Source organism: Flavipsychrobacter stenotrophus, from assembly GCF_002954265.1.
GTDB lineage: Bacteria > Bacteroidota > Bacteroidia > Chitinophagales > Chitinophagaceae > Flavipsychrobacter > Flavipsychrobacter stenotrophus.
This window is the reverse complement of sequence record NZ_PPSL01000002.1, coordinates 293,191-315,580: the sequence shown is the minus strand read 5'-3', so window position 1 is coordinate 315,580 and position 22,390 is coordinate 293,191. Positions and strand designations below refer to the sequence as shown.

Genomic DNA, 22,390 nt, shown 5'->3' with positions numbered 1-22,390 from the left:
ATACTGTAAGTGGATGCTTAGAATTTAATGAAGTCGGCGATCTGCTGGCGGATATTATTTTCCGTTTCCGGTTTCATAACGCTGCCGTCTTTGCCAATCTCTTCTTTTATGCGCGAAAGTACCAATTTGTTGTAATGTACGTTTACTTTCATATAGTGCAGTATGCTGGTCATGTGCTCTATTCCGCGGAGATTACCTGCCCGGCCATCAGATATGCCCGTTAACAGCGCTTTTTTGTACCACCATACCTTCTTTATATCGGTGTTGTCCATCATTACCTTTAATATGCCGGGGAAACTTGCATTGTACTCAGGCATGATAAAAATGAACTTTTCAGCCGGAATCAGATATTCCTGCTCCAGTGCCAGCATAGATGCACCTCGTTCCCACACTTCCTTTCCTTCCAGCGATAGCAGCTTCACATTTTCTCCCAGTTCCTTCAGTATGTCAAAGTAGAGCCTGGCAGTTCTTAAGGTCATGCTGTCAGCCCTGTTGGTGCCTGCTATAATTGTTGTCATCAATTGTAATTTCAATTAAGGCCGGAAAATTACCTCCTTTCCCTCATTCCCTCATAATACATTTTTCTATTGCACCATATCCAATACTTATTTTAACGTCCTGTTGGCGGTATTATTTACACATAAGCGCTGAGCGTAGACTCTGTCTACGTTCGAGTGGCCGCCGGTCTCCCGACCGGCACATCGCGCCGGTTCTCTTAGAGGTGAATAAACAGACCAATCTAGGGGCTGGGTTCACCCCTGTTCAGCAACAAACGTGTCCCCAAGCACAAAAAAAATGCCCCCGCATCAGCGAGGGCATAAATATTATGCTATTGAAGAACCACTTTTAACTTTTGACTTTTCACTTAAACTAGAACCTTGTAGAGAACGTAGTTCTCACACCGCTGAACGCCGGCTCATAACGACATACACCACCGGTGCAATTGATACCTGCCACCTGCTTTACGTAGGCAATTGAGAAGCGCGAAGGTCCCTTGGTAAATGCGCCATATATAGTAGGGTAGTGGTATGCACCCTTAACATCGCTGTTGCTGTAGTTAGGGTCGAAATTATACATGTCTGATGCCGAGATAGAGAACTTAGGAGCCAGGTTATATTCCAAAAGGAAAAACACCCATGATCCGTAATCCTGCTTGGTGTTCATATACTGCGCCTCAAAGCGGAGCGATTTATGATCATTGATCAGGTAAGTAACCTCTGCAAAAGGAGTAACAGCAAACAGGAATGGTTGTGGTTTGGTGCGGTACACGGTCATGTTGTACTCCATGTACTGAATACCACCTTCAAATTTCCAGTTCTTTACCCCTTCATATACTATCTCGCCAAACAGCTCTCTGTACAGTTTGCTTTTGTCCAGCTTGTCTATATTAGTGTAGGTAAATGTATAGCTGGTTTTATCGCTAGGTGTATACAATACATCTACTGTGGTCGCCATTTCAGACAAGTCCTGAGATGCAGGTGTATAACGACTCATCAGCCTTTCTGGTCTCTGGCGGGCTACAACCGGCTGCCAGTTCACCATGCCATTGAGCAAAGACTCATTGGGAGAAGTGCGGTTAAAGAAATTTTCAGTGCGCTTTGCAGATACATTCACTGCAAACCCTTTCTTACCATAGTTGATGGTAGTAAACACCACATTACCTGCTCTGTCTACCAGTGCTCCAGCTGCATTGGTATCAGGTATGGCTTCGTGGGTCTTGTACGCACCCTCTATGTACCATGAAAAGCTTTTGTAGTTAATGGTGTTGTAAACACTCATCAGGTAGTTGTTCCACCTTGGTTCAAAACGCTTAGACAGATCATAGGTATTGATGTTGGATGCTATCTTCAGCATTGATGTCTCATCCAGGGTACGGTTCACAATGCCAATACCCGGCATGAAGTTGGCTTTGCCCACTGCATAGCTACCCTCGGCATTAAAGCCCTTTATTATCGGCGCATATCGTTCAAACCTGAACTTTTGCTGTCCGCCAAAACCTTTCAGCTGAATGTCCTTACCCAGCTTGTACTTGATCTCCAATCCTATCAGTGCGTTGTCTATCAGCAGCCCTCTGTCTTCATAAGAGCGGAATAAAAGGCCGCTACCTATCTGGTCATATATATTACCAACTGTTACGGTAACATCATCCATTTCTTTAGTTACGCTGAAAGCACCCACACCGTAGCCTGTAAGCGCCTGTGTAGGATTGGCCAAATTAGAATTGCTGAAGGCATCCAGTCTTAGGTTGAAGGTCCAGTCATTAACGTTGTAACGGGTACTCAGCCACGCTTCACTACCCGTCAGGTAGTTGTCGTATAGCGGGTTGTTAGATGCGCCTATCTTTTCATCCTTCTGAAAGAGGTTGAGATTGGTCTGCAAGTCGCCCGAAAGGGTGCCTTGTGCAAATAAACCTGCCGGTAGGCAGGTCAACAGAAATAAATAGAGCGCTTTGTTCATTATTTACGTTGAATTGTTAATTTTTTTCGGAAATTGTATGCAATTTACAAATTTGGCAGAGTTTTCGCTTACAATCAATTAAAATCAGGTATTTATGAAAAAATTACTTTTGGCAGTGGCCGGTCTCTTCTTAGCTATCAATCTCCACGCGCAGGATCTTCCTAAGACTCAGATCAAAGATCTTAACTCAGGAAAGAAGCTCGCGTTCAATGATGTAGTGGAAAAAGGAAAGGTAACTGTTATCAGTTTCTGGGCTACATGGTGTATCCCGTGCAAGAAAGAGATCAAGAACATTTCCGCAGCATTGCCTGCATGGAAGAAGGAAGCAGACTTCAATTATGTGACCGTATCTATAGATGAAGTTCGTGCAGAAGGTATTGCCCGCACATATGCAGTATCTCAGGGTTGGACCTTCTCTTTCTATATCGATGTGAACTCAGACCTTAAGCGTTCCCTTAACTTCCAGTCTGTACCGTTTACCGTTATTATAGACAAGAATGGTAAGATCGCTTTCAGCCATATCGGTTATGAAGAAGGTGGCGAAGCCGAAGTTTTCAAGAAGGTAAAAGAACTGGCTGCTGCAAAATAATCAGCCGGATATCATTAAATAATACAAGCGGGTGTCTCTATGAGATACCCGCTTTGCTATTACGGTGTATTCAAATTGACACAAATGAATTTTGCTTTAACGCCACGCAATAGCGTGGACATTATTCTCCCTCTCCCTTTGAGAGGGCTGGGGGTTAGGCTACACAGAACGGCGGTACAGTTTTAATAATGACTATCATCATGCATGATTGCCGTGAATAGAGTAATTTTATGGTGATAGAATAATTATTGAGCTAGCAACGGTAATGATGCCGAAAGCATCACATGTCTATAGTTAATATCAATCATCATAGAAACGATGCCGAAGGTATCGCATGTTTTAATAAGCATGTATTACTCTGATGATACGCGACAATAAGCCCATAACGGGCCACATAAAGAAATAGATTACCCATGGAATACAAAGATTATTATAAAACACTAGGCGTAGATAAAAAGGCAACTCAGGAAGAGATCAAGAAGGCATACCGCAAACTCGCCCTGAAATTCCACCCCGATAAAAATCCCGACAACAAAGACGCTGAAGCGAAATTCAAAGAAATTAACGAGGCCAATGACGTTGTCGGCGACCCCGTAAAGAGAAAGAAATACGACGAACTGGGTTCTAACTGGAAACAATACGAGAACATGGGCGGACAGCCAGGTGGTGGCGGTAATCCATTTGGTGGCGGCGGCGGATTTAGCGGCGGCTTCGGCGGTGGTGGTGGCGACTTCTCCGACTTCTTCGAGCAGTTCTTCGGAGGGGGAGGTGGTGCCCGTGGTGGTGGCAGGCAAAGAGCCCGCAAAGGCCAGGACCTGCAGACCGAATTTGAAATATCCCAGGAAGAGGCCTACTATGGCACTACCCGTGTAATACAACTGGAAAATGAAAAGCTTCGAATAAGCACCAAACCCGGCGCTTACGATGAACAGCAACTACGCATAAAAGGAAAGGGTGGTGCAGGCAGCACACCCGCCACAGCAGGCGATCTGTTCGTTAATGTAAGAGTACGTCCGCACCACAGGTTCACCCGCGAAGGAGATAACCTTAAGACCAACCACGAGATAGACCTGTATACAGCAGTACTGGGCGGCGAAACATTGGTAGAAACACTTACCGGCCAGGTAAAGGTGCAGATAGCAGCCGGTACTCAAGCCACCAAAACCATCCGCATCAAAAGCAAAGGTATGCCCGTATATGGCAAAGCCGAAACTTTCGGCGATCTCTACGTAACATTAAAAGTATTACTACCTACCAACCTTGCTGATAAACAAAAGGAGTTGTTTGAACAATTGAGAGCATTGAATAGCTAACCCAAAAATACCCTATTCTACAGCAGTTACACCTTTCGAACTCGCCCTTTATACGTTTGTAGAGACGCAAGATTTTGCGTCTCCACAGCGACTGGGTGAATAACACCGTCAGACGCGAATGTAAAAGCTGTAGAGTGAGTTAGCCTATCACTTTGTATTAATAAAATGTGCAAGAATCGCTTTCTTCGGGGATCATAGCCTATCATTTAATCAGGCGAATCAAGGTTCAGACAAAGGTATCGTGAATCTTTGATTCACCCAATCACCACATCACCCACATCTTCCTTTTCCATCACCTTACTCTTCTGATCCAGGATGATCAGCAAGGCTACCGGAATATAGAACAGTGCGCCCACCTTATGGGTCTCTATCAACTCAGAGAAGAAGTTGTTGATAAAGCCCGCGGCTATCGTCATGGCAAGGCCAATTGTTACTGCCCGCCAGAATTTGTCTTTGAATCTATGATACACTTTCTGCGCTTTGGCAAATAACACCGGTATCAGCAGGGCATACAACAGCATAGCAGGGTAACCCTGTTCTGCCAGCATATACAGGTAATAGTTGTGTGTAGTAGACTGTTCTTTGTTGCGGCTCACATACGTCTGGAATGAGCTTACCGCATATGGTTTGTAATAAAAGTAAAACGCACGCGGCCCGACACCCGTCCATGGATAATCTGTACTCATGCGCACTGTGGCTATCCACCTATACACACGCTCCATGCTCGACATATCCTTACCCCTGAACGTAGCTATAAGGTGGTCCGTAAACTCCTTATGCATGTAGGTCTTGTTATAGTCGGGGCGGAAGGCCATGTACTTATTGTTCGGCACCATGTAGCAAAACAGCAAGATGATGCACGCATAAATGGCCGGCATAATAAAGTTCACCAGCTTCATTCTGATGGCTATACCTACGGCAATACCAAAGAATACTGCTATATATGCAGCACGTGTCTGCGCGAAGATGATGCCTGCTATAAATATGGCTATGATCAGTAGCAAGCCTCCTCTCGTAGCCCAGCTACGTTTCTTCGTCAATGAATACGCCACCAGTATCAGCGGAAACAGCATTGACGTAACAGAGGAATAATCTACGTGGTTGTAATATAAACTCTGCCCCAGGAAAGCCAGCGACCGCTGCACCTTCTCAAACCTGAATCCAAGCATGGCATGGTGTATCAGGATGATAATAACAGTGATCAAAGTAGGTATCAGCAGCAATTTAAAACCAAGTATAAAATCCTTTTTCTCTCGGAAGATAAACACAGGCAGCATAAGGAAACATACCACCAGCCAAGTCTTTACCAGTAAAAATTTTATGGAGAAGAACAGCATCTGCGAGCATACCACAGCCACTATCAGCCATAAAAATTGCAGTGCAGATATAAACACGATCTTATCCCTCCACCACCATTGCGGCATCATGTTAGGGTTTCTTGCCAGCATCACTATAAACAATCCCAGCAGGCACCACATCAGGGGTTGGTCGGGTAGCGTCAGCGACATACTATCACCGGCAAAACTGATCTGTATAGAAAAAGGAATAGTAAAAAGGAATATCCAGTACGCTGTCTTCCAGTTAAGGCCCAGCAGCACTGCGAAAAACAAACCAAACGGAGCCGCCAATACGAGGAAACTACCCGTATAGGCAAACAATGCTACCGTGAGAAATAACACAGATAGTATTGCGGTACTCAGCCATTTATTTTTCAGGATCAGGTCCATTCGCTTAGCGGGGGTGGTTCATTAGCCTGTTATAATAAGCAAGTACCAACACCAGCAATACACCGCCAAACAAACCGAGGAATCCTGCTACCATCAGCACCGTCATCAAAGATGGTCCTATAGGTGAGGTAGGTGGAATAGCGCGTGTGGTCACCTTCAGGTAATTCATCGCACTATTGGTAGTGGCTTCAAATTCGTTGATGATAGACACATATCGTGCTCTGTCCAAAGCCAGCTGGTCTTTGGTAGCACGGAGTGTTTTAGCACTCTCAGCGCTCTTGGCACCACCCGCTGCTTCCATATGCACTAAGGAGTCAGTACAAACATTAATGGTGCTGTCTATTTGCTTCAGTTTGTCGCCTATAGATTTAGCCATGCCCAGCTTCATAGAAGTATAGTAGTTGCGGAAAGCTTCCTCGCACACCTTCACGCTCATGTTGGCCACATTGGCTGCAGTAACTGAGTCATAAGCGATATAACTTACTTCCAGCTCCTTGTATTCCGAACGCTTTACATTAAAGTTCTTGTCAAACACACCCATCAGGAATGCATGCCCCTTTTCTGTATTGATGTCATTATTATACACTATCTGGAACTGGCAATTACGGATGATCCTATCTTTTACAGTATCAGAATTCAACAATGCCGTTACCCTGTCCAGGTCATCATCACCACCAAAGTAATCTACATAGCGCTGTTCATAATTTCTGAACAATGTATTACGATCTCCATAAAGTGGATTGTTCACCAGGAAGTGCGATGAAGCCTTGAATTTCTTCCTTTTCATAGCAAAAAAGATACCACCCAACGCTAATGCTATCGCAGTTATGATGATGATGACCTTTCTCTGCTTCTGGATGGTTTTTATAACATCAATGAGATCAAAAGATGGTGTTGACATTGTTGCTTATGATTATTTCAATTAATTATTGTGATACAAGGAATTAGCCTACGTCTAAACGCATATACGCCTCCTTTATTGCTCCCAGTGTAGGTGTCTATTATGTACCCTGCTAGGCAATTGTCAAATACAGCATACACTTTTTACTTTTCACTTTTAAGTTTTTACTTAAATCACCGTTTCCCCCGCCTGCATCTTTTCTGCATTCTCGGCAAACTGAAGCGCATCTATCATTTCTTGTATGTTTCCATTCATGAAATCATCCAGGTTGTAGATGGTCATATTGATACGGTGATCCGTAACGCGGCCCTGCGGATAGTTATAAGTACGCACTTTGGCAGAGCGGTCTCCGCTGCTTACAAGACTCTTACGCCTTCTCGATATCTCATCTTCCTGCTTGCGCACCTGCTCTTCATACAACCGTGTACGCATCATATTGGTGGCTTTTTCACGGTTGCCGAGCTGGGAACGTTCCGTCTGGCATGTAATTACCGTGCCGGTTGGTACGTGGGTCAATATAACCTTGGTTTCTACCTTATTTACGTTCTGTCCACCCGCACCGCCGCTTCGTGCGGTTTCCATCTTCAGGTCGCTGTCTTTCAGTTCAAAGTCTATTTCTTCAGCCTCAGGCATCACAGCTACTGTAGCTGCTGATGTATGCACACGACCACTGGCTTCAGTATCCGGTACGCGTTGCACGCGGTGTACACCACTCTCAAACTTCATGATGCCATATACATCTTCACCGACTACTTCCAGCTGCACTTCTTTGTATCCACCCGCGCTACCTTCCGTTTCAGTAACAAGAGATACTTTCCAGCCCCTGCGTTCGCAATAGCGCATATACATACGCATCAGGTCGCCGGCAAATAAGCTGGCTTCGTCACCACCGGTACCTGCACGTATTTCCAGTATCGCGTTCTTTTCATCCTGCGGATCCTTTGGTATCAGCAGCTTGCGTATCTCGTCCTCCAGTTCTTCCTTCTGTACTTCCAGTGTTTCCAGGTCATCTTTGGCCATGGTACGGAGGTCGTCATCGCTTTCGGTCTCCAGTACTTCACGTGCAAAGGCAATACTGTCAAGGCAGTTCTTGTATTTTTTGTTCACAGCTACAATGCCTTCCAGCTTGCGGTATTCTTTACTTACCTGCGAGAATCGCTTGTTGTCTGTAACTATCTCAGGGTTGGTAAGCGCCACACCCAGGTCGTTAAACCTGGCCTCTATCGCTTCCGTCTTTTCTATAATTGAGCTCATCGGGTATTCAAATAAAAAAATAACACCTTATAAAAAAACACAGGTGTACCTCGCCCGTATTTTTATAAAGTGTGCAAAGTTACTTTTTAAATGCTATATAATCTTATTTTGTTTTTTGAATATGTGAGGAGGCAAGTCAAAAGTAAAAAGTCAAAACAAAAAGGTTTTACGGGTACTTTTAGGTTTTCACTTTTCACTTAATACTCAATTCAACTTCATCCTATGTGGATTCACCTGGTTGGTGATCCTTTCAAGACATATACCATTACGTTCGCTCATCGTTATGGCCTGTGCAAACTGGCAGAAAGGCTCCTGGCGGATGTATTGTTCAAAACCTTCGCACATAAATTCCGCATCGCCTTGCTGCGTAATGATGGTCCACTTCAATCCGTGCTTCGTCTGTTCCTGTTCTATGTCCTCTATCTCTATGGGGTCCAGCATGGTAGCATCAAACTCAAACCTGAAGTTCTTTATCTTCTTGAACACAAGCGTTGCAGGTGCTACCCAGTAGGTAAATGGAAAGCCTTGCATTTCAGGTTCATTCCATTGCAGGATATAGTCTATATCCATTTCCAGGTCTTCAGTAAGGCGCACTTTATAGATAGTGCAATCGTGCCAGATCATATTGTCAAAGTCGGCATCGCTGAATATTTTCTTGGTCAAATTGTAGCTCATAGGCCAGCAGTATTTTGTAGAGATAGATAGGCAATAGTATTTTATCAACTACAATTTAAGCAAAAACCGTCATAAACTACTCGTTTTCAGCATTATTTCTGTTCATCAATTGCTTAACTCCGGCTATTGAAACAAACCTGAAAATAAACATAAAGAGTAAACAGCTGATAAAGAATACACTAGCTTGAATCAGCCACATCGCTGGTAACCAGTTAATTATTCCATATGCAAGTCCCACTACTATAACCAGGTAGCCCATCAACGCCATTATCCATTTCACATTTGTTTGCAGTTTCAACACCTTGGTGCACGCAATTACAAAGGCTATGGCTAGTGAAGATTGTGTAATGAATGAGGTTATAGCGCCGCCTGTAGCACTAAAGTGAGGAATAAGATAGAAGTTGAGCGACAGGTTAATGACCACACCACCAAAGGCTATGTAGTTGAGTATTTTAAGATCGCCGTTAGCGGTAAGTAGGGTGCTGTAGATATACATCAGGCACCATGCAGGGAAGCTCGCTATCAGCCAGGAGAAGACCATTCTGTATTCATGCAGATTGCTCTCGTTGGCTCCTTTATAAAGCAGGTGCATAATATCACCACTAAAGAATATGCCCGCGGCAGCAACTACAAACGACAGCGGCAGCAGCAGGTTGGCGCACAGTTTTACTATAGGCTGTACATCTTGTTTGGTCGATAGCATACGGCCATACATAGGGAGCAACATGGTGGCAAACATCAGCCCCAGTATATTCACCATGTCCAGCAGACGGAAAGCCGATGCCCATATATCTGCCTGTGTCTTTCCATCAGCGCACATACGCTCTATCATCATAGCATCTGCACGGTTGTAGATACTCATCTGGAAGATAAGTATGGCATAGGGCAGGCTCTGCCTGATGATACTCATCACTGTTGGCAGGTGGAAGGAGAACTTCAGCTTTACATTAGAGATTCGGCGCAATACTATATAAGCTATAACGGCGGTAATAAAATAACACGCCGCCTGTGTGATCACAAACCACTCTATCTTAAAGCTATGTGCTGTTGGTGGGTAAATGAGCAGGAACCCGCAGATCACCACCATCATAAGCCTGTCTGTTATGGAGAGTATGCCGTCTGTTTTAAACCGGTGTAGTGCAGCTATGTTGCTGCGTATAAATGCCAGCAATGATGTCAGTGATTGAAACAGTAATATACCCAGCAGCAGGTTCAGCTCCCAGCCTCTGTATCCAAGCAGCCATCCCCATCCATATCCCAGCAGCATATACAAGCCCATCAGCACCAGCCTTGCCGATAACATTGCCGGAAATACAGTGGGTAGCTGATCGGGATCTCTGGCAATAGTGCGGCTATTATAACTGGTAATGCCAAAGTCAAGTACTATCTGGAAGATGATACCCAGACTCAGTAACGCCTGGTAAGTACCATAGTCGCCATGCGGTACTCTGTTCTGAACAACTCTATCTATAAAGAACACCCATACCGGCTTTACCAGTATGTTTATCGCAACTATAAAAATGATGTTCTTGACAAAGAAACGGCGCATGCGGGGCAAAAATAATGTGAAAATGTGACTAATAGGGAAATGTGAAAATTAATGCCCCAATGCCTGATTGATCAAATCGTTGGCGCAATCCCTTGCGGTTGCCCACGCTATGACCACTCTGCAACAATACCGGGCGCACAAGGAGCCACCCATGTTACAACACGGTTTTACCCTGTGAACTAAAAGCGATCCCAAACTGGCAGCCCTGAAGGGTAATGTCATTTAGTTATTGCACTAACACCATGTCATGATGCCGAAGGTATCAGATGTTTATAGCAAAATGACTTACAAATTGAGAAACGATGCCGAAGGTATCGCATGTCTGGATAGGCACACTTCGCTTTTTGTAATGACTTTGCCCTGATGACTGTTAAACGACATCCCACTGTCCCATTAGATTTGACAACTTTTCAAAAGTTGTCAAATCTGCCTGCATCCTCCCCACATAAACAACAGAGCCGGAACAATGTCCCGGCTCTGTTATAACGATTATCATGCTAATTTATTATCTCAACAAAGTAACATTACCCTGGTGGTGCTCCTTCTTACCATCTCTGAAGGTTGCATCTATAATGTAGACGAACACGCCCTGTGGCTGAGTTTCGCCATTATACAGACCATCCCATCCTCTGCCGTCAACACTATTGGTGGTGAAGATCAGCTGACCCCAACGGTTATAAATATCCATCTTGAACTTCGTCAACCCGCTGCTCAGGAACTGGCGTGGATAGAAGTAGTCATTGATACCGTCACCATTTGGTGTAAATATGTTTGGCATGCTCATGAAGCAATCTTCACCTATAGTTACCGAGTCAGTGGCCGAGCAATTACCTATAGTAACTGTAGCCTGATAGCCGCCCGGTGTAGACACATAAATGTTATAGGTGGTCTGGCCTGTATTCCACAACCACGATGCCGCTGAGTTCCCGGCGTTGACCATGTCTGCAAGTTCCAGTGTCTCGCTTCCGGGGCATATGATGGTGTCACTACCCAGGTTGATCACAGGCTGTGGTAACACTGTTACAATACGGCTGGTAGTTAATGTAGGGCATATCCTGAAGGTGACGCTTGATGTCAATACAAACGTACCCGTATTGTGATAGGCATATACTACAGGGTTTACATCCTTCACACTATCGCCATCACCAAAATTCCAGGTAATGCCTGTGTAACCTACATTAGTAAAATTACCCGTCATGGTCACATATGTAGAGCGGCACAATACTGTGTCCGTAAGGCTTATGGATAATGGACTTGCGGTGTCTACGAATATAGATTTGTAGAAGGTGTCATAGCACGGTATAGTATTGCCCGTTATCAGGCGCACTGTATACGTGCCTGCATTTGCATATGTATGCGTAGGGTCGGTAGTGTTGCTGTACGTTCCATCTCCAAATGACCAGCTATAGCTCAGTGGTAGTGGTGTGCCGGTGCTCGCATTGGTAAACGTTATCGGCCTGTGTTGGCAAACTACCGTATCTGATGTAAATGATGCCGACACGTTGTGATTGAGTATCACAGTAGTATCATGCGTTTGTGTACAGAAGTGGTTAGTGATCGTTAGTACTATATGGAATGTACCCTGTGTGTTGTACACATGTGTTGGATTTCTGTTAGTATCTGTTACGCCATCGCCAAAATCCCATACATACCAAAGACTGCCGCCCGGATTGTAGGAACTGTTGGTAAATGTGGCCACGTCAAAATTACAGCCCATAGTAAAGATCGAAGAGAAACCTGCAAACAGGGCCGGTGCTGCCAACACTGTAGGTGTGTTAATGGTTGTAGTAGGGCATGGGCCAACTTTAATAAAGAAGTTGGTATACGTGCCTGCACAAAGATTATACAGTGTAATGGTACTATCCGGTGCAGATGAGTATAACAGCGGAGGCTGAGGTACACCATTCAGTGAATAGAAGATGGTATCTATCGGTCCCGGAGGTGCACCCTTTATAACAATGCGACCATTACATACGCCACACTCTGTAGGTTGTGTTACAGACTCTATCCATATAGGTATCAATGGTGGGGCAGAGATCACAATTGTGCCCACCGCATTGGATATACATGTATTCAGCCTGGCGGTAATGTTGCTGTAAGAGCCTGGACAAAGGCCTGTACGGGTTACCGTGCCACTTGCAGATGATGTGGTTACGTATGGCGGTTGAGGTACGCCGTTGTAGCTGTAATTGATGGTCACACTCTGGTTAGGTGTAAGGCCATAGATAGTAAATGTACCATCACAAGCCGAGCAAGATGCATTAGTTGATGACGTATCAGTGATCGCAAACGAAGGATTGCTCAGCGTGATAGGGCCTACTGAAGGTGTGACACAGCTGTTCATCTTTACGTTGATGTTGGTATAAACACCTGCACACAAGCCGGTCAATACTATTGTGCCCGAGCCAGGTACCACTAGTACAACCGGTGTGCCCGGAGTGCCATCTTTTATAAAGCGCACAGTATCTGAGTAACCCGGTATCAGTCCGTTTATAGTTATCGTACCATCGCACGCACCGCACACACTTGGGTTGGTGCTCGATGTTGATGATATGGTAAATGAAGGATTGGTAAGTGTTGCGGTTACCGCAGCGGTAGTGCAGGTATTCATCTTTACAGTAATGCCTGTATAGTTGCCCGCGCAAAGATTAGTAAGGGTTATGTTGCCGGTGGCCGTTACAAAGAATACCAGTGGCGGTTGCGCTACACCATCTTTAATATAATTCACGGTGTCATAGTGGCCGGGAACCAGACCTGTTAATGTTATCGAACCGTCGCAAATACCGCATACAGTTGGGTTAACAAAGGTAACCGTAGCTACTGCAAATGCAGGATTGGTAAGGGTAACGTCAGTGCCGGTAGCAATACAGCTATTCATCTTCACACTTATTGATGTATACGCACCGTCGCACATGTTGGTTAACGTCACCGTGCCTGCTGCACTTACAGGCAATACTACCGCTGGCTGAGGTACACCATTGCGGGTAACGCGTATGGTATCGAAGTACCCTGGTACAAGACCGGAGATAGTTATGGTGCCATCACATCCACCGCAAACGGTAGGATTGGTGAAGGTAACTGATGAAATAGTGAATGAAGGATTAGTAAGTGTAACATCAGGTATCGCTACAGTACAATTATTCATTTTTACGGTAATGTTGGTATAGCTTCCGGCACAAAGACTACCGAAAGTAATAACTCCCGAAGCGCCAACATACAAAACCAGCGGCGATTGTGGAACACCATTCTTCCAGTAATTCACAGTATCATAGTAACCCGACACCAATCCTGATATAGAAATAGATCCATCGCAGATACCACAAACAGTTGGATTTACAGAAGTTACCGGTCCTGCAGTAAATGGTGGCGCAGCAACGGTTACAGACGCATAAGGTGCTGATGTACAATAGCCAACCTTTGAAGTGAAATTGGTGTAAGTACCCGCGCATAGCCCTGTGATGGTTACATCTCCCGCTGCGTTAGGCACTGCTACTACCACAGGTTGCAACACTGCACCCAGGTAATATTTGATAGTGTCCGATGATCCCGGTACAAGACCATGTAGAGTAACGGTACCGTCACAGATGCCACACACCGTAGGGCTGGTAGATGTAATAGAAGTAATAACCGGGCCTGTACCAATTATCACACCCACCATGTCTCTTGATGTGTCGCCGCAAGTTACTGCAGCAGCCGTATAGGTCGTTGGTACAGATGGGTTAACGACCATCGATGTGCCTGATCCAAGATAAGTAGAACCGGCATACCAGTAGATCGTTGCTGTAGTTGCTGGTACCGGACTGTATGGAATACTTGACAACGCATAGGTAGAAAGCGTAGCATCTGGAGTGAATCGGTAGGCATCGGGCGTAGTAATAGACCATAAAGCTGCATTTCTGCCCGGTACAAATGTTCCTACGCCAGCTGTAGGGCCTTCAATACCCTGTATGGAGTTTACTGAAAAGCACGTAAGTTTCTTTCCTGTGTGGATCTCAACAATATTTGTTGTTTCATACATCATGATCTGAAATGAAACACCAGGTGTTCCTGAACAAGAGTAATGGCACACTCCGCAGAACTGCACAATACATTTTCTATAAGGTGCCGTACCAGATACCCCATAAGACCATGTTCCACAACCCGAGCCAAAAAATGTTGGGAACAGGAGGTCGCAATACACACCTGCAATGCCGTTTCTCATTGCCGTATTTGACGGAATGGGTGACCCGGTGACTGTGTACGGAGAAAAAGCACCGCTCGAGCCTGTGTTAAAACTTACGTACCCATTTGATGAAACAACCATGTTTGTATAGGTAGTGCCATAATAATTAAACGAAAAGCCAATCGGCAATACAGCAGAGTATATATCGTCACTCAGGGAGGTTCCTGTAGTTGCTACATAACCGTTATTGACCGCCTGCAATGTCAACGGTGCTCCATTACAAACAGTAGTATCAGTGCCCGATGGAACGTAAATATCTACTTGCGCCCATGCAAAATGGCTGAATAAGCTGATAATCAAAGAAAGGAGTACTTTTTTCCTCATAAGGATATTTTTTCTTAAAACTTTGCTAATAACTAACCGGAAACTCAAATATAGGGATTAAATAGTAATAATTCTATAACAAAAAAATCACCTATCATTTAAAATATAAATAAATATTTCAATGAGTAATGGCATTGTTTCAGTCATTATTAATAGACGGTTAAACAGTTGAATTGCGTTGGGTGATGTGGCGTTTGAGTTAATAATTAAGCTGTAGATGATTTTAATGTCTATCTAATATAGCAAGTATCGGTCTTTTGCCCCACGGCACGGTTATTACACCATACTTATTAGTAGTCTGTATGTTATAGATTATATTTTATACTGCAATTTTAAAAATGGGGCTTTACTGGTGTTCAGTAGCTTTTAAATATAAATATGACAACAGAAAATAATTTGGTCGATTACGGGATCTATATGGATCACAAGAATGCATTTATAATATCTCTGCCACATGGCGTGCAGGAAGCGCTGCTGGAAGAAGATACAGAGCAATTTAAAGCCAGCGACATAGAAGGCAGCACAGACCAGAGCCGTCAGTTACACGTGCAGAACCGCGAAAATGAGTTCCTGAAAAAATTCTGTAAAGCAATTATGGGTAAAATAGAACATCCCAACAACATCCTGATATTTGGGCCATCGTCATCTAAATTTGAGCTGCAGAAAGAAATACAGGAGAATAAGAGCCTGAAAAACACAAGCGAGGAGATTAAGGTGACTGATACATTAAGCAAAGAAGAAGCTACACGTTTTGTTGGAGAGCACTACAACCGCTCTGCATCTATTTAAAGAAAACACCTGCAATAATATAAAGTGCGATCCAGTCTACATTAAAAGTAGGATTGGATCGCACTTTTTTGTTTCTCGGTAAAGATATGTTGGCTAACAAATTTCGGGACATGTATCGATCACTTATCTTTACATTCCTTAATGCTAAAGACCGTGAAACAACTATTTACACTGTTACTCTTTATTGTGGGCTCTGCAACCCAGGCACAGCAGCAATTCACATCCGCCCAGTACAAAGAAGATTTCAACTACTTCTGGAAGTCGATAGACGAGGACTATTGCTATTTCAATAAGAAGCAGACCGACTGGGCAAAAGTGAAAGAGATCTATTCACCACGCGTAGACACCGTTAGCTCACGGGCATCCTTTGTAAGCCTGCTGGAAGATGTTTTTACCGAAATATATGACCACCACGCGGGGCTCAACACCAATAATATGAACTCTGCCCGGTTGGTACCATCTGGCAGTGAAGTATGGGCAGAATATATTGACGGGAAACCGATAATAACAGAAGTGAGACAGGACTTTGCTTCCGAGCATGCATACGTAACCGCAGGTATGGAGGTAATAGCCATTAATGGTATACCTGTAGAAAAAGCAATTCAACGCTATGTAGGCAAGTCTTTGAAAACTGTGGACGCTGCTGCCCGGAACTATGCCCTGAACGTGGCTATGGCAGGCACGCACGACCAGGACCTGAAATTTACATTAAAGGATCAATCAGGAAAAATAAAGGAATACACGCCCGATGTGTGGACCGGCCATGGTCAGTGGAACGGACTAACGGGCGAACATTACACTTATGGCAGCATGGTAGAGGGCAAGATAATGGGTAACATCGGTTATGTAAAACTCAACAACTGTCTCGGAGACAATGACATGATCCCAGTGCTGGACAGCGTAATGCAAACCATGCTGGGGACTAGTGGACTGGTACTAGACCTTCGCGAAACACCAAGTGGTGGCAATACCACCGTTGCCCGTGCCATACTGGGCTGGTTTACCAATAAGGAACAATTTTACCAGAAGCATGAACTGTATGCTGAAGGAAAACAAACCGGCATACAGCGCAGCTGGGTAGAAATAGTATCGCCCAGGCCGGGCAAATATTACAACAAACCACTGGTAGTACTGGCCGACCACTTTACCGGCAGCATAGCAGAAGGTATCACTATCGGCTTCTCAGCAACAACAAAAGCAAAGATCATTGGCACTCCCCTCGCCCGCCTCTGCGGTGCCACCTACCCTTATGAATTACCCAATACGCATATCCATTATTCATTCCCCGCAGAGCGGCTCTACCATGTAAACGGCACTCCACGCGAGCAGTTTGTGCCAGACATTGTTATAGACTATACTAAAACACCGGTCACGGGCAGAGATGTGGCACTGGATAGGGCGATGGCTGTGCTGCAGGGGAAAGCGAAATAAACTACATTTCAATATATGTCATTAACAGAAACAGATATTTCTGTTAATTCTCAATTATTGATGGTTAATGACTGTTAATACTCAACTCTATTGAAGCCCATTTTCAATTAACTTTGTCTTCTATGCTGCAACAGTATTGTGTATCGCTTACAGATTATAAGAGATTGCCTACCCGCGAGGTAGCTATTGGTGGATTGCTATTGGGGAATAATAACCCTATTCGCATACAGACCATGACGACTACCGACACTATGGATACTGCCGCCACCGTGGCGCAAACCATTCGTTGTATAGAAGCCGGTGCAGAACTGGTGCGCATAACAGCTCCCAGTAAAAATGAGGCCGAGAACCTGCGCAACATAAAGAATGAACTGCGCGCCAGAGGATATGATACTCCCCTGATAGCAGATATACACTTTACCCCCAATGCTGCTGAAATAGCTGCCCGCATAGTAGAAAAGGTGCGCGTGAACCCAGGCAACTATGTAGACAAAAAGAAGTTTGATTTTATAGAGTATACCGATGCGGAATATGCAGAGGAAATAGACCATATCCGTAAGCGGTTTACACCGCTGGTGAAGATATGTAAGGAACATGGTACTGCCATGCGCATAGGCACCAACCACGGCTCGCTCAGCGACCGTATCATGAGCCGCTATGGCGACTCACCGATAGGCATGGTTGAAAGTGCTATGGAGTTTCTGCGGATAGCCCGCGATGAGAGTTACCACCAGATCATCCTCAGCATGAAGAGCAGCAACCCGCAGGTAATGGTGCAGGCATACCGGCTACTGGTGCAGAAGATGGACGAAGAGTTTGGAGAATGTTATCCGCTACACCTTGGCGTTACTGAAGCCGGTGACGGTGAAGACGGCCGTATAAAAAGTGCTATAGGCATTTGCACACTGTTGGAGGATGGCATAGGCGATACCATAAGGGTATCACTAACCGAAGACCCGGAATTTGAGATGCCGGTATGCAAGGATATAGTGAAGCGGTATAGTAACCGCCCACAGGGCATCATAGTTCCTGAAAATAAGATCATACTGCCATACAACCCATTTGAATATAGCCGCAGGCAGAGCGCACCCGTGCAGCATATTGGCATAGGTCACGTGCCTGTTGTTGTGGCAGATATGAGTGGCGTTGACATTACCACTAAGAGCCTTGAGTCTATTGGCTATACTTATAACGAAGAATCAGACAAGTGGAACATTGGCGATGGTGCAGCAGACTATATTTATACCGGTAACAGAAAAGTAGATTTCGCATTACCCGGTACACTACAGGTGATCTGTGATACTGCCACATGGAATACGGCAATAGACCCGCTGAAATATCACCCCCTGTTTACCCAGCATGAGTATATGAATGGTATGGCATCGGTAGATTCTATTCATTTTGTAGCCGTTGATGTAGACAACTACGATGCACAGTTATTCGACCTGCTGAAGCCTGATACTAAAGCCGTAGTAGTGGCACATAGAAGCAGAGGCAAAGGCATTATGCCGGCGCGTAGCTTTATAGCTTTACTAATGAGTCTGGGTATACAAAACCCGTTAATACTGCGTGTAGATAGCACCGATAAAACAGTCGACGAACAATTGATACACTTTGCTACAGAAGCAGGCGGCTTGCTACTCGATGGGTTTGGCGACGGTACCTGGTTGGCCAACCATCACGCACAACCCGAGAGCACACAGATGACGGGGCGCACTTACCTGGAAGTAAAGAGCAATGAGCAGTTCCTCAACAACACTGCGTTCTCTATACTGCAGGCCACGCGCACCCGCATCAGCAAAACCGAATACATCAGTTGCCCAAGTTGCGGCCGCACCCTGTTCGACCTACAGGAAACTACCGCCAAGATACGCGCTGCCACCAATCACCTGAAGGGTGTGAAAATAGCCATCATGGGTTGCATAGTAAATGGCCCTGGCGAGATGGCCGATGCCGACTTCGGCTATGTAGGCAGCGGCCCTGGCAAGATAACGCTCTACAAAAGCAAGGACGTAATGAAAAAGAACGTACCCAGCGAAGTAGCTGTAGATGAGCTGATAGGCCTGCTGAAGGAACATGGTGCTTGGGTAGAACAGGAATAGCTTAATGCCTGTAGAAAGAAAGGCGAAAAAAATTCTTGAACTGAAAATTATTATATACTGAGTGTGTGACGGAATGTTCCTGATTTCACAAACCGTCCTCGTTCTTATTCCTCTTTGTGTAAGCTTTAGGGCTCGTCGTTTCATTTCTTTGCACCGCCTTATAAAAGAGGTGCACTATAATCATGAAACGAAATTTACTAGTCATTGCGCTTACCTCATGCTTCGGCATCCTTATCTTTAGTAGCTATGAACATGGCCCTGCGTATGAAGGCGGCCTTAACAGAACCGGCAGCCAGGGTGGTGCGGCCAATTGTGCCGGCAGCGGATGCCACGGCGTTAATGCGCCAACAACTATTGTAGAGGTTAAAGTATATAACTCAGCAGGAGTAGCCGTTTCTCAATACTCGCCGGGAGCCAATTATACTGTAGCCATTACCGGCAACAACACCGCCGCAGGCATAACACTCGATGAGTTTGGCTTCCAGGTTTCTGCAGTTTTGAATAGCTCTGCGCAGGCAGGTAGCTTCGCTGTAACATCGGGTACGCATCTGAGGGTTACGTCATTGGGCGGACTACAGATAGTAGAGCATAAAGATGCGCTGAACGATACGTTTACCAATCATTTTGTGGCCCGTTTCTCCTGGACCGCTCCCGCAGCAGGCAGCGGAGACGTGAGCTTCTATAGTATCCTCAATCCACTTGGTGAAGATGAGCACCGCGGCCTGCCGGGTGGTGTAAAATCAAAACCAACCGATGATGATGATGACGAAATCAGTATGCCCAATACATCGCCCGTGGTTGTGCTTACAGAAGGTAATGGCAGCGGCTCAAATGCGGTAGGCAATACTATAACAGGCAGTAAAGTACTATTCTATCCTAATCCATGTAGTGACATATTGAACATACATACAGAGGAGGCGAATGCCGAGGGGATTATTGATATCTATGCTACTAATGGAGTAAGAGTCTATAGTGGCAACCTTACATCTGGCGTGGCTATTATTAACACCGGCAACCTTGCCACTGGCATCTATAATGTAGAGATAATGACCGGAAACGGAAGGATGGCAAGGGCAATAGTGAAGCAGTAAGCAATGTCATTATAAGAGTGTTAAATAACCCGGCAATGTTGCCGGGTTATTTCTATATCGGCTACAGCACTATCTGCTGCAGCAATTCACTCTTGTTCGGGTAGTCGGTGTTGAAGTGTAGGCCACGGCTTTCTTTGCGGAACTGGGCACCTTTTACTACCAGGTAACCAATGGTAATAAGGTTACGCAGTTCGCATAGTTGCGGAGATAATGTTGCAGTTTTATACAGCTCTTCCATCTCTTCATGAAGCAGGTCTATACGACGCATGGCCCTGTGCAGGCGAATATCGTTACGCACAATACCTACATAATCACTCATCACCAACTGCACTTCTTTTAGGCTCTGCGTGATGAGGATCATTTCTTTAGGATCTGTTGTGCCGGATGCATTCCAGTCGGGAACATCATCGTTGAACTGTACAAAATCCAGTCGTTCAGCCATGTTCTCGGCACACCTGTGGGCAAAGACTATAGCCTCGAGCAATGAGTTAGAAGCCAGTCGGTTAGCGCCGTGTAAGCCTGTGCTGGAGCACTCTCCGCATGCATACATGTTCAGGATCGACGACCTGCCCATTTCATCAACCTTTATGCCGCCGCAGCAATAATGTGCCGCCGGTGCTACAGGTATCATTTGCTCAAACACATTGATGCCCACGCTCATGCACTTAGCGTAGATGTTGGGGAAGTGCGCCTGAAACTTTTCATGGTCCATCGCACGACAATCGAGGTAGACATGCTCTGTACCTGTCCGCTTCATTTCACTATCTATAGCACGTGCCACCACATCGCGTGGCGCAAGATCAGCACGCGGATCGTAGGATGGCATAAAGGCTTCGCCGTTCTTATTTCTAAGAATACCTCCGTCGCCTCTTACCGCCTCGGTAATAAGGAATGATGGGCTTACTCCGGCCTCATACAATGCAGTAGGATGAAACTGGATGAACTCCATGTTCTCTATGCGACCCTTAGCACGGTAGGCCATGGCTATACCATCGCCGGTGGCAATCTTAGGATTAGTAGTAGTACGGTATGCCTGCCCTGCCCCACCGGTAGACATTAAGGTAACACGAGATAATATCTTCTCTATCTTATTGTTAGTGAGGTTAAGCGCGTATACACCATAGCAGGTAATATCAGGCGTGGCCTTGGTAACCAGGTAACCCAGGTGATGCTGCGTAATAATATCAACAACAAACCAGTGGTTATGTATTTGTATGTTGGGGTATTTCTTTGCTTCCGCCACCAATGCCCTTTCTATCTCTAATCCTGTTACGTCTTTATAGTGCAATATGCGAAATTCGGAGTGACCGCCTTCTTTACCCCGCATGTAATCGCCTTCTTTATCTTTATCAAAGTTGGTGCCCCAGTCTATAATTTCGTTTACTCTTGCTGGTCCTTCTTTTACTACTATTTCCACTACTTCACGGTTGCACAGGCCATCACCAGCTATTAGTGTGTCTTCTATGTGTTTGCCAAAGCTATCATGCTCCAGATCGTTGACTACCGCTATGCCGCCCTGTGCATATTTGGTATTGGTCTCGTCGGTATTGGCTTTGGTGAGAATGGTGATAGTATGATCGGGGAAGCGCTTGGCCAGTTTCACTGCGGAGGTTAGTCCTGCTATGCCTGAGCCTATGATGAGTATGTCTGTTTTGAGCATTTGATCGTGGGTTGTGATATTAATTGGCAAGTTAGGGAAAATAGGGATTGGGTTAATGTTAATATGCGGTGTGAAGTGAGTTGCAAAAAGCGAATACGTCCAGATACGGTAACCACCTCCCCCGCCGAAAAAGGCGGGTACTCCTCCTTGAAAAAAGGAGGAGAGTGTGTTATTAGCGCATCTCAAAGCCCACCGATGGTCGTCGGTCGGAGACCGACAACAGGCGTACCTGTTGATAGGCCGAGAGCCTATGGCTTGCGAATAAAGACGAAGGCAGAGTGACTACAAAGTGGTGCCCCCTAACTG

15 protein-coding genes are annotated in these 22,390 nt (G+C 45.3%); 6 read left to right on the top strand and 9 right to left on the bottom strand.

The genetic code is table 11. From position 1 onward, the window contains the following. Nucleotides 1-17: 17 nt before the first annotated feature. Together CJD36_RS06385 and CJD36_RS06380 are read right to left on the bottom strand one after the other, a co-directional pair. Nucleotides 18-518 (bottom strand): NADPH-dependent FMN reductase, encoded by a 501-nt coding sequence (locus CJD36_RS06385; protein WP_105038305.1) that lies wholly within the window; start codon nucleotides 516-518, stop codon nucleotides 18-20. A gap of 352 nt (nucleotides 519-870) precedes the next feature. Further along, nucleotides 871-2,457, bottom strand: a complete 1,587-nt coding sequence (locus CJD36_RS06380) for a DUF6029 family protein (RefSeq protein ID WP_105038304.1) — start codon at nucleotides 2,455-2,457, stop codon at nucleotides 871-873. A gap of 94 nt (nucleotides 2,458-2,551) precedes the next feature. Between CJD36_RS06380 and CJD36_RS06375 the strand changes: the two genes are divergently transcribed. Further along, complete coding sequence (locus tag CJD36_RS06375) at nucleotides 2,552-3,046, top strand: TlpA family protein disulfide reductase (RefSeq protein WP_105038303.1); 495 nt, start codon at nucleotides 2,552-2,554, stop codon at nucleotides 3,044-3,046. A gap of 413 nt (nucleotides 3,047-3,459) precedes the next feature. After that, complete coding sequence (locus CJD36_RS06370; RefSeq protein ID WP_105038302.1) at nucleotides 3,460-4,359, top strand: DnaJ C-terminal domain-containing protein; 900 nt, start codon at nucleotides 3,460-3,462, stop codon at nucleotides 4,357-4,359. Between the two features lie 254 nt (nucleotides 4,360-4,613). Here CJD36_RS06370 and CJD36_RS06365 read toward each other — a convergent pair whose 3' ends face one another. The 6 genes from CJD36_RS06365 to CJD36_RS06340 form a co-directional block, all read right to left on the bottom strand. Next, complete coding sequence (locus CJD36_RS06365) at nucleotides 4,614-6,086, bottom strand: O-antigen ligase family protein (protein ID WP_105038301.1); 1,473 nt, start codon at nucleotides 6,084-6,086, stop codon at nucleotides 4,614-4,616. A 4-nt stretch (nucleotides 6,087-6,090) separates the two neighbouring features. Then, nucleotides 6,091-6,987 carry a Wzz/FepE/Etk N-terminal domain-containing protein gene (locus tag CJD36_RS06360; RefSeq protein WP_105038300.1) on the bottom strand — a complete coding sequence of 299 codons (897 nt, stop codon included), beginning with the start codon at nucleotides 6,985-6,987 and terminating at the stop codon, nucleotides 6,091-6,093. A 168-nt stretch (nucleotides 6,988-7,155) separates the two neighbouring features. Next, entirely contained in the window at nucleotides 7,156-8,241 is a 1,086-nt protein-coding gene (prfA, locus tag CJD36_RS06355; protein WP_240609312.1) for a peptide chain release factor 1, read from the bottom strand. A gap of 204 nt (nucleotides 8,242-8,445) precedes the next feature. Further along, on the bottom strand, nucleotides 8,446-8,916 hold the full coding sequence (locus CJD36_RS06350; RefSeq protein ID WP_105038299.1) for a hypothetical protein: 471 nt from the start codon (nucleotides 8,914-8,916) through the stop codon (nucleotides 8,446-8,448). Nucleotides 8,917-8,992: 76 nt separating this feature from the next. Beyond that, nucleotides 8,993-10,465: a lipid II flippase MurJ gene (locus tag CJD36_RS06345; RefSeq protein ID WP_105038298.1), complete on the bottom strand. Its 1,473-nt coding sequence runs from the start codon at nucleotides 10,463-10,465 to the stop codon at nucleotides 8,993-8,995. Nucleotides 10,466-10,970: 505 nt separating this feature from the next. Continuing rightward, complete coding sequence (locus tag CJD36_RS06340) at nucleotides 10,971-15,011, bottom strand: PKD domain-containing protein (protein ID WP_105038297.1); 4,041 nt, start codon at nucleotides 15,009-15,011, stop codon at nucleotides 10,971-10,973. Nucleotides 15,012-15,389: 378 nt separating this feature from the next. Here CJD36_RS06340 and CJD36_RS06335 point away from each other — a divergent pair, with 378 nt between their 5' ends. The 4 genes from CJD36_RS06335 (at nucleotide 15,390) to CJD36_RS06320 (ending at nucleotide 20,424) form a co-directional block, all read left to right on the top strand. Then, complete coding sequence (locus CJD36_RS06335) at nucleotides 15,390-15,800, top strand: hypothetical protein (RefSeq protein WP_105038296.1); 411 nt, start codon at nucleotides 15,390-15,392, stop codon at nucleotides 15,798-15,800. 153 nt (nucleotides 15,801-15,953) lie between these two features. Continuing rightward, nucleotides 15,954-17,231, top strand: a complete 1,278-nt coding sequence (locus CJD36_RS06330) for a S41 family peptidase (protein ID WP_161499226.1) — start codon at nucleotides 15,954-15,956, stop codon at nucleotides 17,229-17,231. Between the two features lie 122 nt (nucleotides 17,232-17,353). Beyond that, nucleotides 17,354-19,333 (top strand): (E)-4-hydroxy-3-methylbut-2-enyl-diphosphate synthase, encoded by a 1,980-nt coding sequence (gene ispG / locus CJD36_RS06325; RefSeq protein WP_105038294.1) that lies wholly within the window; start codon nucleotides 17,354-17,356, stop codon nucleotides 19,331-19,333. Nucleotides 19,334-19,515: 182 nt separating this feature from the next. After that, nucleotides 19,516-20,424 carry a T9SS type A sorting domain-containing protein gene (locus tag CJD36_RS06320; RefSeq protein WP_105038293.1) on the top strand — a complete coding sequence of 303 codons (909 nt, stop codon included), beginning with the start codon at nucleotides 19,516-19,518 and terminating at the stop codon, nucleotides 20,422-20,424. Between the two features lie 61 nt (nucleotides 20,425-20,485). Here CJD36_RS06320 and nadB read toward each other — a convergent pair whose 3' ends face one another. After that, nucleotides 20,486-22,084: an L-aspartate oxidase gene (gene nadB, locus CJD36_RS06315; RefSeq protein WP_105038292.1), complete on the bottom strand. Its 1,599-nt coding sequence runs from the start codon at nucleotides 22,082-22,084 to the stop codon at nucleotides 20,486-20,488. Between the last annotated feature and the right edge of the window lie 306 nt (nucleotides 22,085-22,390).